This is a genomic window from Clostridioides sp. ES-W-0016-02 (genome assembly GCF_020641035.1).
Taxonomy (GTDB): domain Bacteria; phylum Bacillota; class Clostridia; order Peptostreptococcales; family Peptostreptococcaceae; genus Clostridioides.
This window is the reverse complement of record NZ_CP061361.1, coordinates 676,468-691,523: the sequence shown is the minus strand read 5'-3', so window position 1 is coordinate 691,523 and position 15,056 is coordinate 676,468. Positions and strand designations below refer to the sequence as shown.

The 15,056-nt window shown below is 30.7% G+C and carries 17 protein-coding genes; all 17 read right to left on the bottom strand.

The window, feature by feature from the left end; genetic code table 11:
• Nucleotides 1-24 precede the first annotated feature (24 nt).
• The 17 genes from IC758_RS03580 to IC758_RS03500 all read right to left on the bottom strand — a co-directional run bounded on the left by IC758_RS03580 (nucleotide 25) and on the right by IC758_RS03500 (nucleotide 14,815).
• Nucleotides 25-312: a BMC domain-containing protein gene (locus IC758_RS03580; RefSeq protein ID WP_227824682.1), complete on the bottom strand. Its 288-nt coding sequence runs from the start codon at nucleotides 310-312 to the stop codon at nucleotides 25-27.
• A gap of 60 nt (nucleotides 313-372) precedes the next feature.
• On the bottom strand, nucleotides 373-1,842 hold the full coding sequence (locus IC758_RS03575) for an acetaldehyde dehydrogenase (acetylating) (RefSeq protein WP_227834763.1): 1,470 nt from the start codon (nucleotides 1,840-1,842) through the stop codon (nucleotides 373-375).
• A gap of 2 nt (nucleotides 1,843-1,844) precedes the next feature.
• Nucleotides 1,845-2,489, bottom strand: a complete 645-nt coding sequence (locus tag IC758_RS21120; RefSeq protein WP_285891629.1) for a BMC domain-containing protein — start codon at nucleotides 2,487-2,489, stop codon at nucleotides 1,845-1,847.
• Between the two features lie 6 nt (nucleotides 2,490-2,495).
• Nucleotides 2,496-3,149 (bottom strand): ethanolamine utilization microcompartment protein EutL, encoded by a 654-nt coding sequence (eutL, locus tag IC758_RS03565; protein ID WP_227834764.1) that lies wholly within the window; start codon nucleotides 3,147-3,149, stop codon nucleotides 2,496-2,498.
• Between the two features lie 21 nt (nucleotides 3,150-3,170).
• Nucleotides 3,171-4,064 carry an ethanolamine ammonia-lyase subunit EutC gene (gene eutC / locus IC758_RS03560; protein ID WP_227834765.1) on the bottom strand — a complete coding sequence of 298 codons (894 nt, stop codon included), beginning with the start codon at nucleotides 4,062-4,064 and terminating at the stop codon, nucleotides 3,171-3,173.
• A 12-nt stretch (nucleotides 4,065-4,076) separates the two neighbouring features.
• A complete protein-coding gene (locus IC758_RS03555) occupies nucleotides 4,077-5,441 on the bottom strand; it encodes an ethanolamine ammonia-lyase subunit EutB (protein ID WP_227824678.1) in 1,365 nt (454 codons plus the stop codon).
• Between the two features lie 16 nt (nucleotides 5,442-5,457).
• Nucleotides 5,458-6,891, bottom strand: a complete 1,434-nt coding sequence (eutA, locus tag IC758_RS03550) for an ethanolamine ammonia-lyase reactivating factor EutA (RefSeq protein ID WP_227860761.1) — start codon at nucleotides 6,889-6,891, stop codon at nucleotides 5,458-5,460.
• A gap of 62 nt (nucleotides 6,892-6,953) precedes the next feature.
• On the bottom strand, nucleotides 6,954-7,406 hold the full coding sequence (locus IC758_RS03545; protein WP_227834767.1) for a EutP/PduV family microcompartment system protein: 453 nt from the start codon (nucleotides 7,404-7,406) through the stop codon (nucleotides 6,954-6,956).
• A gap of 1 nt (nucleotide 7,407) precedes the next feature.
• On the bottom strand, nucleotides 7,408-7,758 hold the full coding sequence (gene eutS / locus IC758_RS03540; RefSeq protein ID WP_227824675.1) for an ethanolamine utilization microcompartment protein EutS: 351 nt from the start codon (nucleotides 7,756-7,758) through the stop codon (nucleotides 7,408-7,410).
• A gap of 27 nt (nucleotides 7,759-7,785) precedes the next feature.
• Nucleotides 7,786-8,916: a 1-propanol dehydrogenase PduQ gene (locus IC758_RS03535; protein ID WP_227831328.1), complete on the bottom strand. Its 1,131-nt coding sequence runs from the start codon at nucleotides 8,914-8,916 to the stop codon at nucleotides 7,786-7,788.
• Between the two features lie 158 nt (nucleotides 8,917-9,074).
• Nucleotides 9,075-10,034: an agmatinase gene (gene speB / locus IC758_RS03530; RefSeq protein ID WP_227824673.1), complete on the bottom strand. Its 960-nt coding sequence runs from the start codon at nucleotides 10,032-10,034 to the stop codon at nucleotides 9,075-9,077.
• 52 nt (nucleotides 10,035-10,086) lie between these two features.
• Nucleotides 10,087-11,295, bottom strand: coding sequence for an ethanolamine utilization protein EutH (locus tag IC758_RS03525; protein WP_227831329.1), 1,209 nt, complete (start codon nucleotides 11,293-11,295; stop codon nucleotides 10,087-10,089).
• Between the two features lie 84 nt (nucleotides 11,296-11,379).
• Complete coding sequence (locus tag IC758_RS03520) at nucleotides 11,380-12,390, bottom strand: choline/ethanolamine kinase family protein (protein ID WP_227824671.1); 1,011 nt, start codon at nucleotides 12,388-12,390, stop codon at nucleotides 11,380-11,382.
• Nucleotides 12,391-12,724: 334 nt separating this feature from the next.
• The gene (locus IC758_RS03515) at nucleotides 12,725-12,907 is read right to left on the bottom strand and encodes a hypothetical protein (protein WP_227831330.1); all 183 of its coding nucleotides are present in this window, start codon (nucleotides 12,905-12,907) and stop codon (nucleotides 12,725-12,727) included.
• A gap of 187 nt (nucleotides 12,908-13,094) precedes the next feature.
• Nucleotides 13,095-13,400 (bottom strand): hypothetical protein, encoded by a 306-nt coding sequence (locus tag IC758_RS03510; RefSeq protein ID WP_227433518.1) that lies wholly within the window; start codon nucleotides 13,398-13,400, stop codon nucleotides 13,095-13,097.
• A gap of 369 nt (nucleotides 13,401-13,769) precedes the next feature.
• Entirely contained in the window at nucleotides 13,770-13,952 is a 183-nt protein-coding gene (locus IC758_RS21185; protein WP_413926926.1) for an MATE family efflux transporter, read from the bottom strand.
• Nucleotides 13,953-14,206: 254 nt separating this feature from the next.
• A complete protein-coding gene (locus IC758_RS03500; protein ID WP_227860760.1) occupies nucleotides 14,207-14,815 on the bottom strand; it encodes a class I SAM-dependent methyltransferase in 609 nt (202 codons plus the stop codon).
• Between the last annotated feature and the right edge of the window lie 241 nt (nucleotides 14,816-15,056).

The window sequence follows — 15,056 nt, the reverse complement described above, 5'->3', positions numbered from 1 at the left end:
AATTTTATTTACTATATAAACTTATTAATCAACATTTACTTTTGGTAATATAGCATCTACTTCAAAGTGTGGTCTTGGTATAACATGAACAGATACTAAATCTCCAACTCTCTCCGCAGCAGAAGCACCTGCATCTGTAGCAGCTTTAACAGCTCCAACATCACCTCTTACCATTACTGTAACTAAACCTCCACCTACTTGCTCTTTTCCAACTAATTGAACATTGGCAGCCTTAACCATTGCGTCTGCTGCTTCTATTGCTCCTACTAATCCTTTAGTTTCTATCATCCCTAATGCGTTTGCATTTGCCATAATGCTTACCTCCAAAATTTTATATTAATATTTTTTAAAATTATTTTAGTTTTTCAAAATCTAACATAGCTCTAAAGCTATCTTTTTTACTAATACATTTATTAGTTCTTCTCTATCCATAGAGTCAAATATTGATTTTTCTACTTTAGAATTTGTACCTCTAAGTTCTTCTATTTCTTTAACTCCATAGGCTATTTTCTTTATATTTAATAAGTCTAATGGTCCTACATTATTTGAAGTTGAACTTCCACCTATAGCTCCACACCCTAATGTTAAAGCTGGTGATAAGTTTGTTGCTCCACCTATTCCTCCAAGTGCAGATGGTGCATTTACTATTATTCTTGATACTGGCATATTAAGTGCAAATTTCTTTACAAGTTCCTCATCATTAGCATGCATTGAGAATGTGTGACCAGCACCTTCATTTAAAAGTATCTCTCTAGATTTTTGCATAATAGATTCAATATTTTCCTCTACATAAAATGCAAGTATTGGAGTCAGTTTTTCTCTAGAATAAGCTACATCATTTCCTACTCTAGATTCTCTTGCTATAAGTACTTTAGCATAACTTGGCACATTACTTAAATTAGCTAATTTAGCAAGTGTTTCTACACTCTTTCCAACTATTTGAGGATTCATTGTTCCATTTGCTCTTAATATAAATTTAGACAGCTTTTCACTTTCTTCTTCATTTAAGAAATAAGCCCCTTGATTTTTCAGTTCATTAACAATTATATCTTCCATAGATTTTTCTACTATTATAGATTGTTCAGATGCACATATTACACCGTTATCAAAAGTTTTAGAATCTAATATTCTTTTAACTGCTAACTTAATATCTGCACTCTTATCTATAAATGCTGGTCCATTTCCTGGTCCTACTCCTATGGCAGGTGTTCCTGATGAATAAGCAGCTCTAACCATAGCCTCTCCGCCAGTTGCTAAAATAAGTTTAGTATCCTTATGCTTCATTAATTCATTAGTACCTTTAAGGCTGGGATTAGTTATACCTAATATAATATCCTCTGGACTTCCTGCTTTTATAGCTGCCTCACTTATTATTTTTATAGTCTCAAGTATACATTTTTTTGCATTTGGATGTGGTGAGAAAATTATTGAATTTCCTGATTTTATAGAAATCATAGCTTTGTAGATTACTGTTGATGTTGGATTTGTTGATGGTATAAGCCCTGCTACTACTCCTACTGGTGTAGCTATATCAACCGTTCTTTCTGCCTTATTTTCACCTATTATCCCAATAGTCTTCATATCTTTTATTGCTTCATATAACATTTTAGATGCAAATGTATTTTTAACTATTTTATCTTCATATTTTCCAAACCCAGTTTCTTCATTGGCCATTTTAGCCAATTTAGCGGCATTTTCATATGCTGCCTCTGCCATTGACTTAACTATTTTATCTATTTGTTCTTGGCTCATTCTGGAAAGTTTAACTTGAGCTTCTTTAGCTTTTTTTACAAGATTTCTAACTTCTTGTATAGATAATAAATCTTTATCTAAAATTTCCATCTTTATTTATCCTCTCTAATCAATTTATAAACTAAATCTACTAGGTCTTCTTTTCTCAAAGAATTTAATTCTTTATTAGTCAAAGAAGAATCGTATTCTCTAGCTAAAGTTTTTAATTCTTTTATATTCATATTTAATAAATTTCTATTATTAGTGACCTCATCTTTTACTGGTTTTACTTCATTTAAAGTTTCTATATTTGTATTTTCATTTTCTTCAATTTTTATGTCTTCTTCTAAGGTTTCTGTATTTTCATTTTCTTCAACTTTTACATCTTCTTCTAAAGCTTCTACATTTGTATCTTCATTTTCTTCTATCTTCATATTTTCTTTGATTGGTATTTCGCTAACTTCATTATATTTCTGAGTAATTCTTTCTTCTTTTTTAAATAAATTATCAGCTACTTCTTTATGTATCCTTGGTATTACATGAGTTGCTCTTAATACTCCAACCTTGTTTACAGCTACTTCTCCAGCTTCTATAGCTGATTTAACTGCGCCTACATCTCCAACTATTGTTAATGTAACTATTCCCGCTCCTACTTTTTCAATGCTAAGTATATTTACACTAGCAGACTTTACACATGCATCACATGCCTCTATTGCAGCAACATATCCTATTACTTCTATTAAACCTACAGCATTCATTTATCTTTAAAACCTTGTTGGGTCATCAGCTACAGATTTAACAGCTTCAGCAAAAGCATCACAAGCTGCTTTACAAGCTGATTGAGAACCTGTAAGTAATGCTCCACCAAAGTTTGTTTCAGTTGGAGGTGCAAATAATTCACATAGACTTACATCTGCTGCTTTTAATGCTGCATCTAGTGCATACATAGCTTCTAAAGGTGGTGCTACTAAATAAGCTATGGCTTCTCCTTCTTTGATTCCTGCCACTTTAGAAAGATATGTTCCTGTTCTAGATACACAGTGAGCATAATATACTATTGAATCATCATCATTTGCACTTATAAAAGTTGCTCCGTATTCCATAAAATCAACTACTGCATTTAATCCACTTCTTACTTCAGCTGGGCTTGGTCCTGCTATTATACCTAATACCTCACCAGCAAGTTTTGTTGAAGCATTTGTAGCACCTGCATACATTGACTTTGCATATACAACATCAACTTCTGAAGCTTTAGTTGCTTCATCAAGGGCAGTATATGTCACATCATCACAATCAGCAGTTATAAACCCTAAACTTTTATGGTCAGAATTTAATTCTAACTTTTTTGCCATTTCTGGACTTATGTTTGAAATCATTTTAATTCCCAGTATTTTAGGACGAATTACATCATTTTTCATAACTTGTACTCCTTTAAGTTATTATTTTAAATCAATTCCAGAAGCTTTCTTATCTAAAATTGTTTTTATAAGTTCAGCTATATGTGCACCTGCTTCAACAGCAGTAGTTCCACCTTTATGGATGTTTGACACCACTGTTCTCTTGGCTTCTGCTATACCAACTTTAGGCTTATATGTAAGATATGCTGACATAGATTCTGCTGTAACAAGACCTGGTCTTTCTCCAATTAACACACATACAACTTCACAGTCTAACTCTTCACCTAAATGGTCCATAGCCCCAACTCTACAATGTTTAACAAATACAATATCTCCTACTTCAATTCCATACATCTTTAAACCTTGCTTTATAGCCATAATACAGTCATTTGAATTGGCTTCTATAGCAGCTGAACTTAGTCCATCTCCTGCCATTATTAATACCTTCTGATTTGTTCCTATTTGTGTTTTTATAAAATTTATAGTTTCACTTGAAAACTTTCTTCCAAGGTCTGGTCTAGTTAAAAATTCATCTTTATCCTTACATAAAGTTTCTATTTTTATTAAGTTGCTATTTTCCACAAAATCTTCATCTACATAAGAGAAAACAGCATCTTGTGCAGCAGCATGGTCTGCTCTAAATCTTAAAACTGTTTCTGTTTTATATCTAGCTCCACATCTACCTATACCTATTCTTGCAGGAGTTTTAGATTTCATATCTAAATAGGCTTCTGCATCCTTAGGATTTTTTACTAATAATTGCTTTTTTAAATCTACTTCCGTTATATCTTCTATGCAAGCATCATCGTCTATTGTACTTTTATTTACTTTGTCTACTGTATTTTCAACAACTTCATTTACAACACTAGAATCAATTTGACCAGCCATTTGATTTACTAACTGCTCTACTAATGCTTTTAAATCTTTTTCATTCATACTTAAGACCTCCTACCCTAATAATATTGATGCATCTCCAGCTTTTTCTGTTAATTTACCATCTTTAGAGAAGCCCATTTGTTCCATCCAAGCATCAAACTCTTTTATTCCTGTAAGTCCAAACATTTCTCTAAGTGATGCTGTCTCATGGTATCCTGTAGTTTGGTAGTTAAGCATTACATCATCTCCATGAGGTATGCCCATAAAATATGTACATCCAGCTGTAGTTAATAATATCGCTAAATTTTCCATATCATTTTGGTCTGCTTTCATATGGTTTGTATAGCAAACATCAACACCCATTGGTAATCCATGTAATTTACCCATAAAGTGGTCTTCTAGTCCTGCCCTCATTACTTCCTTTGCATCATATAGATACTCTGGCCCTATAAATCCAACTACTGTGTTTACTAAAAACGGCTCAAACTTTTTAGCAAATCCATAACATCTAGCTTCCATAGTAACTTGGTCTATCCCATGATGTGCTTCTGAAGAAAGCTCTGAGCCTTGCCCTGTTTCAAAGTACATTACATTTGGACCAGTAGCTGTTCCATGCTTTAAAGCTAAATTTCTTGCTTCTTCAATAGTTTCTGAATTAAATCCAAAAGCTTCATTTCCTTTTTCAGAACCAGCTATTGATTGGAATATTAAATCTGTTGGAGCACCATTTCTTATAGCTTCCATTTGTGTTGTAACGTGTGCCAACACACAAGTCTGAGTAGGTATTTTATATTTTTGTTTTACTTCCTCAAATCTCTTTAATACTTTAGTTACACTTTCAACTGAATCATCAACTGGGTTTAATCCTAGTACTGCATCACCTATTCCAAAAGTTAATCCTTCTAGAAGTGATGCAAGTATTCCATCTGGGTCATCTGTTGGATGATTTGGTTGAAGTCTAACTGATAAAGTACCTTCTTCGCCTATTGTTGTATTACAATGAGCTGTAACTTTAATTTTTTTTGCTGCATAAACTAAGTCCATATTTGACATTAGCTTTGCAACTGCTGCTATCATTTCTGAAGTTAATCCTCTTGAAACTCTTTTTATATCTAAACTACTTGTTTCACTATCTAATAGCCACTCTCTAAGTTCTGAAACAGTCCAGTCCTTTATTTCACTATAAACTTTTTCATTTACTCCATCTTGAATTATTCTTGTGACCTCATCTTCATCATAAGGAACTGCGGGACTGTTTCTTATATCCTCTAATTTTATATGAGATAAAACTACTTTTGCTGCCACTCTTTCTTCGGCACTTTGAGCTGCAAGACCAGCTAACTTATCACCAGACTTTTCTTCATTTGCTTTTGCCATTACATCATATAATCCTTTGAACTGATAAGTACGCCCAAATAATTTTGTCTTTAAAATCATCTCCTTACCCCCTTTTTTAATTAAAAACTAATGTCTTTATTACTACAGGTAACACCTTACCTTCAGCTATTGGCTTTCCAATATCTATGTAGTCTCCATTTTCAACATTAATACTATCTATACAAATAATATCTTTTTTGTAATCTAAAACTGCACAAATAGATTGTCCTAATACTTTTGCCATGTCATTTTCTATAATTACTACAAATGGCAAGTCATTTTCTATAATTTCTTCCATACCACTCACTAATCCACGTGCATACTCTTGAATTTCTAAAAAGCTTGGATTTTTACTTCCTTCTATAGCGATAACAATTTTTTGTAAGTCATTTTCTAACTTAAACCAATTTAACTTATTTTTTATACTTTCACTTAATGCCTTTTCATTGCTAGTTTCTTCTTCTCGTGATAGTTTTAAAACAGGTAAGTTTTTAAGTGGAAAATCTTCACTTGTATAAGTTATAGTACTTCCACTTACTTCAGTAGTATGAGAACCAGCACCTACTACTGTAGCTCTAATAGTTTCTAATGGAGTTATTACATTTATTTTTTTTAGTTCATCACAATTTTTTATCGCTTGCCCTAATAAAATACCTAAGTCTCCATATTTAAAATATTCATCTATTTTTTTATCATAGTAGATATAATCAGCGACCCCACCAGAAAAAGATATGTTATCTATCTTTTCACTTAAGTTTATAGATTTATTAGTTACCATAAACTCAAATAGACTCGTTTTCTTTTTTATTCCTATACTTTGTAATATTAAATCAACCATTATATCTATTATTGGCTTTGTGTTTTCTATGGTTGCTATAGTTCCTATTTGAAGACCTAAATTATAATCTTTTATGATTTTTTCTATCTTAGGTGATATATAAGTTATTTTTTTACTATGCTTGTCTATTTTTATAAGTCTCCCACCTATATCTAGACAGCCAGTATCTAATACTTCACCTCTTCTAAATAAAGCTAAATTGCTAGTTCCTCCACCTACATCTAAATTTACAACATTAGTTGAATGATTTTTAGAATAAATATGGGCCCCTGCTCCTTTGCCAGATATGATACTTTCTAAATCTGGTCCTGCTGTTGCCACCACAAAGTCTCCTGCAAACCCACTTAAATTATGAAGTACATAATTTGCATTTTCTTTTCTTGCAGTTTCTCCAGTTATAATAACTGCACCTGTATGTATGTCTTCTTTAGATATATTTGCTTTTTTATATTCACTATCAACTATGTTTTTTATTTCATTTCCATTTATCTCATTGTTGGAGATAAGAGGTGTAAAGTATATTTCACTTTTATATACAATTTCTTTGTCTATTATACTTATCCTAGGTACTGAAAAACTAGATGCAGTGTTTTCAACTATCAATTTAGAAAATATTAGTTGAGTAGTACTTGTCCCAATATCTATCCCAACACTTAATAACTCTTCTCTCATTTTCTCACCTCATAATTTAAAAGTATTTCTTAAACAAAGAAGTTAGATTGTTCTATAGACTATCAATATTTTTCTTCCAATGAGCTTATCTCATTTAAATATTCAAATAATTCATCTATACCTACATCATCTATTGTGTCTACTTTAAATATTTTATTGACTCCTGCTAACGTTAATCTTTCTATTCCTAAATCTATTTGATTTTTATCTAATTTATTTATCTTAGTCATAATGCCTATAGTTTCTTTACAAAATATACTTGCAAAACCTGGTGCCATATAATTTTCTTCTTGAGTTGCATCATAAACTATAGCCACTACTTTAGCATCTACAGCTGTAGTTATTAAAGCATTATACAATGCTCTATTTTCCATATATTCACCTGGTGTATCTATTGCATTTTTATAAATTTCTATTGACTGTGTTTTCTTATATTTAATCTCTAGCTCATCTAGTTTTTGGCAAAGAGTCGTCTTTCCACTACTTGTTTTTCCCATAAAAATTATATTTTTCATTTTATGTCCTCGTTATCTTAGTTGATGAAAAATTCAACATCTCACCTAACACTTCTAATACTTCATTTAATGCAGATTCTACAGAACTCACATCTCCAGATATTACTAAAGACCCACTAAATCTATCTATAAATCCAAGCGTTATATCTGATGATTTTGTTGCTACATCTGCTGCTATTATTGAAGCTTCACTCGGTGTTATTGTAAGAATACCTATTGCATCTTTTCTATCTAGTATTAATCCTAACTTTTTGTATATATCCTCATTTGGATTAGCTATTATATGAGCAAGTGTTACTTGCTTTCCTGGAACATATTCTTGTATAATTCTTTGTTTAGTTTCTTCGTTCAATTTTGCCCCCTAATTTTTATCACATTTTTACTTAATTTTATTTAGTATTTCTATTATGTCTTCTTCTATGGGAACTTTAGGATTTGCATTAGTACATCCATCTTGAATAGCCAAAACTGCTATTTCACTCTGTAAATTACTTAGTTCTTCAAAACTTACATTGCATTCTCTCAATTTAGTTGGCATGTTTAGTTCTTTTTGTAATTTCTTTATTTCATTAACTAAACTCTTTACACCACTTCTTGTATTTGAGGTACTCAGTCCTATTAACTTTGATATTTGTGTATATTTTTTTGCTGATAATGAGTAGTCTGTATTTAAATATCCTGTGATATTAGCATTGTATTCTATTACATGTGGCAATAATATTGAATTTGCTCTTCCATGTGGTATATGAAACTTTCCACCTAGAACATGTGCTATGGAGTGATTTATTCCTAATGATGCTTGATTAAATGCCATTCCAGCTAGACAAGATGCATTATGCATTTTTTCTCTAGCCTCTAAATCATTTCCATCCTTATATGCTTTCAATAAATATTCAAATACTAGTTTTATTGCCTTTTCAGCAAGTGCATCAGAAAAATCATTAGAATTTACTGATACATATGCTTCTAATGCATGTGTCAAAACATCCATTCCAGTATCTGCTGTTATAAAATCTGGCACTGTTTTAACCAACTCTGGGTCTAGTATTGCTATGTCTGGAATTAATTCATCTGACACTAGAGGATACTTTGCACCTTTTTGCTTATCTGTGATTACAGAAAATGATGTTACTTCTGAGCCAGTTCCACTTGTTGTTGGGATAGCAATAAATTCGATTTCATTAGTTCTTAAAATTTGCTTTGAAAAATCCTTTATAGCTTTGGCTGCATCTATTGCAGAACCTCCACCTAAAGCTATTACTGTATCTGGCTTTATATTTTTTAATACTTCTATGCCTTGTACTACTGTATCTATAGGTGGGTCTGGTACTATATTACTAAATACTTCATATGTACTGTGTTTTAAATTTACTAAGATTTTATCTATAGTTTTTGATTTAACCATAAAAGGGTCTGTTATAACCAACACTTTTTTATCTTTTATCTCTTGTAAATATTCTAAAGAACCTACTCCAAATTTTACTTTGGTTTTTATTTCAAAATTATTCAATCTAATCTCCTCTTTTATAAAAACTTATTTAAAATTAAACAATTGTTAAGCAAAAGCCCCACAGAACAATCTATGGAGCTTTTATTAAGCTTTCAATATTTCGTTATGACATTATTTTAGTAAATATTGGATTTTAGTAAAGTCAAGAATCTTGTATATTAATACTTTATGTTATGCTTTTTCTTATAAGCTATATGAGATATAAATTCATACATTATACCCGCAGCTGTAAGTGAAGTAACATTTCCAGCATCATATTGTGGCGCAACTTCAACAAGGTCATAGCCTACTATATTTAACTCCTTTAATCCTCTTATTATTTCTAATGTTTGGGCAGATGAGAATCCGCCTATAACAGGAGTTCCTGTCCCTGGTGCATATGCTGGGTCAACAAAATCTATATCAAATGTAAGGAATGCTTTTGAATCACCAACACGTTGTTTAATTCTTTCTATTATTTCTTCTGTAGTCATCTTATGACATTCAACAGCTTTTAAAACTTCATACCCTAAATCAGTTGAGTGGTACTTATCTTCTTCACCATAATAACCTTCTCTTATTCCAACTTGAATTGATTTAGATGTATCAACAAGATTTTCTTTAGCAGCATGGTAGAAAGGTGTTCCATGACTATAAGGCTTTCCAAAATATTCTGCTATTGTATCATAATGAGAGTCAAAGTGTATTAAAGCAACTGGTCCATGAACCTTATGACAAGCTCTTAATTCTGGTAATGTTACACTATGGTCTCCTCCCATAGCTATTGGAACTACACCATTTTCAAAGATAGGTAACATCCCCTCTGTAATTACATCAAATGTATCTTCTACATATCCTGGTACAGAGCCTAAATCACCATAGTCTACCCCAGAACAATAGTCAAATATACCAACATCAAGAACTGGATTATATGGTTTACAACCTAGAACTGACATTTCTCTTATTGATGATGGACCAAATCTAGCACCAACTCTAAATGTAGCACATGAATCAAATGGTATACCAACAACAGCAAAATCTACATCGTCTGTTGTAACTACATTTTGTAATCTCATGAATGTTTTAATTCCTGCAAATCTAGGTGATTTTAAAGAATTTATTGTTTTATATTTAATCATAACTACTCCCCTTAATTTTCTTTGTTTTTGTTATTTTTTTATCAATTTTACTCTAAGCTTCATCTACCTCATCTTCTTTTTCCATCTTAAGAACGTATGGAACTGCAATTAATTTTGCAAATATTATACCTATTACTCCACCTACTATTTGACCAACAAGTATTGCAATAACCAAGTTTGGTTGGAAATTGACATTGAAAGCTATAAAATCTCCTAAAGAATATCCTGCACAAACTAAAAACGACATAGATATTACTTTACTTGTTGGTTTCATATCTTTGACTAGTCCAAAAATTGCGATACCATTTGCCATACATGCAACTAATCCAGCACTACCAGCACTATCTAGCCCAGCTATTGAACCAAGCTTTTCCAGTGGCTTTTTAAAATACTTACGTATAAGGTAAACCATTGGGAATGCTCCACAAAGCATCATTGCAATACTCCCTAGAAGCTCAATAGACCTAAACATTTCTTTCTCATCTGCAAACATTGGGTCAAATCCCCAACTTCCAAATACTTTAGTGAAAATACCTGTATAGTGTTCAACAATAGATGATACTACGACTATTATTAATATGCTTGTAAGACCTTTTCCAAAATACATGAATCCTTTTATCATTCCATTAGGGAACAATTTTAACCCTAATGCAAGCAACACACACACCACAACAATAGGAATTAGATTTTGGAAAATCATTAGCATACTTAAATTTAAAGTATAATTAGAATTTCCTACTGTAGAAAGTGTTGTACGTATTGTAGGATTTGTAAGTAATGCAACCATATATGACGTGAATACTCCAAAAGGTACTGATAAAAATCCAGACATAGCTCCTAAAGCTAGGTACTTGTAATCTTTTTTATCTAAAATTGAAAGTCCTATTGGAATATTAAATGCCACTGTCGATGCACACATAAATCCAACTGCTAATACTATCACTAATATTTCACTTGTTTTCCCAATTTCTATAGCTAAAGCATATGAACCGCAATCTGGTGGCATAATCATAGCTGCTGCTACCACTGGGTCTGCGCCAAACATACTAAACAACTTTCCAAATATTTTCTCTACCCCGACCTTTAGATACGGAACAGATACCATAAGACCTACTATTGGTATAAACATCGTTGCCATAGTATGTAAGCCTTCATCAAAAGATTTAGCTAGCTCCGATTCTTCTTTGAAAATCTTTGCTAAACCTCCAGCTACACAACAAGCCATGATGATATACAGTACTGAGTCTCCTAATAATTCCATACAGTATACCCCCTATGTACTAAAAACATTAATCAGCTCTTTATTACTTAATTTTTATTTAATATTTCTCATAATAAATACTTCTTATGCTAGTGGTTCTACAGATTCTGTAAAGTTAGGGTCATTTATTATATCTAAGTAATGTTCAAAGTTTTCATCCTTCATAAACTCTATACAATCAGCTGCACGAGTTCTTCCATATTCCCAATAGAAGTCATGGTCTTTACCATATGTTATTTGAACTAATGACCATAAAGACCAGTGTGCATTAACTAAAAACTTACTTGTAAGCAATCTTGCTCTTTGTTCTTCTGTTGGTTCTCCGCCAAAGTATGTTCTTACATAAAGCTCCTCTTTATCTTTTGGAAGAGGATTTTCCACACACACACATGCCATATCGTAAAATCTATCATTTGTTCCACCGTATTCCCAGTCTATTACACGCATAACTTTTCCATCATACATAAAGTTTTCTGCTAGTGTATCATTGTGACAAGGAACTAATTTTTGTGGATTATTTTGATAAGCAACTTCTATTATATCTACTTTTTCTGTTATGCTATCCCATCCATCATATCTCTTATCAAAACCATTTTCTTTAAGTATTTGTATGTACTCTTTCATCTTAGCTATTGGGTTAAATACACTTTTAAACTCCATTCCACTATCATGGTATTTTCTCATAATTTCTGCTGATTTCATGACTACATCTGAATTATTTATAAAATCCTCTGCATGCATTGTATCTGATTTTATAAATTCACAAAGTTGTGAACCTGTTTTTGGGTCATAGTAATATATTTCTGGAGCTATTCCAAGACATGACATTAAAGAAGCATTGTGCTTTTCTGCTGGACGATTTATATATCCTGCTGTTCCTACTCCTGCTACACGCATTGCTATTTGAGTGCCATCTTCAATCTCAAGCTTAAAGTTTTTATTTGTAAGCCCGCCTGGCATTATTTCTATTTTGCTAAGTTCTTGGCTAAATGCTGTTTTTGTTAAATTGATTAACCTAAGGAAATCTTGAATTTCATAAGGTTGTATTACCTCTCCAAATACTGACATATTTTCTCTTATACTTTCATTTTTCATAATAATTTCTCCTTTGTATGATTTGTTTTTGGTCAAAACTTTTTCTATTAAAAACCATTTTCCTTTGATTAGAATTCTATATCTTTGTGCAACACAAAGGTCAATACTATTTTTGTTTAATTTTTTGTTATAATGGATTTTTTTATATATTTTTGGGATTCTATCTCTATTTGTGGAAATAAAAAAACTTTTAAATAAAGTTATTTAAAAGTTTTTCATCATATTATTAAAATTATGTATACAAAAAATATTTATTATAGTATTGTTTTATTTATTCAATTTATAATTCTCTACTTTATGAACTTTATAAAATTGATAATTCTTTTGTCTATTTTTATTTATCAACCTTTATATTTCCATTTCGACTTTCCAGCTTAACTGTAACATTTGGTGCAACTCCAACACTTCCTTTTAGAATATTATCATTTATAGATAATTTGTCTTTGAATGATGTGGAAATAGCCCCATTAAAAGTATGAATAATACCAAACACCAAGAACTTAGTATCTAAAGCCACATTTTTATAACGAAAGACCCCTTCTTTTATACCCTGTTCTACAATTAGAATTTTATTAAAGCTATTGCACTAAAAAAAGAAACCACATTCTGTTTTTATATAGAATATAGTTTCTTGAACTTTAAATACTTAAAAGCAATATTTTATTTATTTTTTGAATTTTCTAATTTTATAGTAGACAACTTTATTAGTTAACTCTTAAATTTTTATCTTCTCTACAAAACTTTCTTCTTATTAAGAAATATGCAGAGATTACAACAAGCTCTATCGCTAAAAATATACCATAAGTAGCTATAGAATCTATGCTGTCTATACCATTTCTAAAGAAAACTAATGCTATTCCTGCTGCTATAATTCCTATAGCATTTTTACCTATAGCATTCTGACCAAAACCATAAAAAGAAGGGAAGTTTCCTTTTATCTCAACAAATGTCAAAATTAATCCAATTACTATAAACAATACTCCTACAACTTCCATAATCATACTAGCCATTTTACACCCTCCTTATTAGAGAATTAACCACTACTATAAAAATAGCTTGCTTTTATAATTACATTATATATTCAATTGGACATTTTTGGAAGTATTAGTTAAAAATAATTTTATATTCTATTTAAATATATCTTTTATATTAAAATCATCTCAATTTTTATATAAATATTAATCTAACCTTTATAGTTTTATAAATTAAACAGGTTTAGCATAACCATCTTCTATTATAACTTGACCAATATTTTTAAGATGGATGGTAACAATAGCTCAATAACTCCAGTAATAATCAATGAAAATATTATTGATACCAAAAACGAAGTATAAATCAAACTTTCTGCTTTTTTATGCTCTTTTGCCCCCAATTGCTTGCTAAAGTAAAATAGATATACCATTTGTAGCCCCAATAGCTATAGATGTCAGAGTTAAAATAATTGGCGTGGAAGTTGTAAGTACTGCCATAGCAGTCTCTCCTAATAAATTACCAATCCATATACTGTCTACTAGATTATATGCCATGTTTAAAAACATAGCTACTATTAATGGCAAAGACATCTTTGTTATACATTTTTTTTATCCTCTGTGATAAAATCCATTTTTGTACTCATGTGTCCTCCTCTTTATGAATGAATTTCATTCATTAATTAATTTTAAAAAATACCTGAGATTTAAACAGGTTTGAGTTAAAAATTTACAAAATTATAAAGTATCATATTTTTTATTTTTTATGTATTTTTTTATGTTTTATGTTTTATTTTATGTAATTTTCTTTATATGTTTTTCTCTATGTGTTTTTCTTTTATACTTTCTTATTTTATGCTAGTCACAATATATGAAGTATGATTCACGCTCTTCCACACAATGTTTCTAAAATCTACAGCTAACAATTTACATATTTCTTTTTCTGAGTACATTTTTACATCTCCATCTTTATTGTACTTCATAAAAATATTCATTATATGTCTAAATAAAAATGGTTGCCAGCAGTCACAAATTATTAGGGTTCCTTCTGGCTTTAATACCCTACATACCTCTGACAATACCTTATTAGGTTTAGGATAATGATGAAAAGAATCATTACAATATACAACATCAAAAAATTCATTTTCAAATGGCAAATACTCTGAATCTCCTAAAACTAAGGTAGCATTCCCTTTTAGTTTATTTTTTGCTATATTTAGCATATTCTCAGAAATATCAATTCCATAAGCCTTCTTCCTACAATCTTCATTTAAAATAGCTTGCAATACTGCTCCTGTTCCACACCCTAAATCTAAAATAGTATCATATGAAATATCTGAAAGTGTTTTAAGTAAAACTGGATAAAGATTTCTTGCATGTTGTCCCTTTATATCTTGGTCATAGGTATCTGCTTGATTATTAAATGTTTTTCTTGATTTTTCTTTTATATTTGTCATATCTAAACTCCTCCTTTCTTGTATTGTTCACAGTATATCATGGGTAGTTCTTTATGTCAATGAATGATATTCATTCACTACTAATGTTAATATAACTATATTAAGTTCTCTATAGTTATATTAACATTCAATTTATACTATGTGTATTATGATTAAGTTATATTATGCATACGATTCTTAAATTATACTATGTGTATTACGTTTAAGTTCCATCATTCACATTTTTCTTAAGTTATACTAT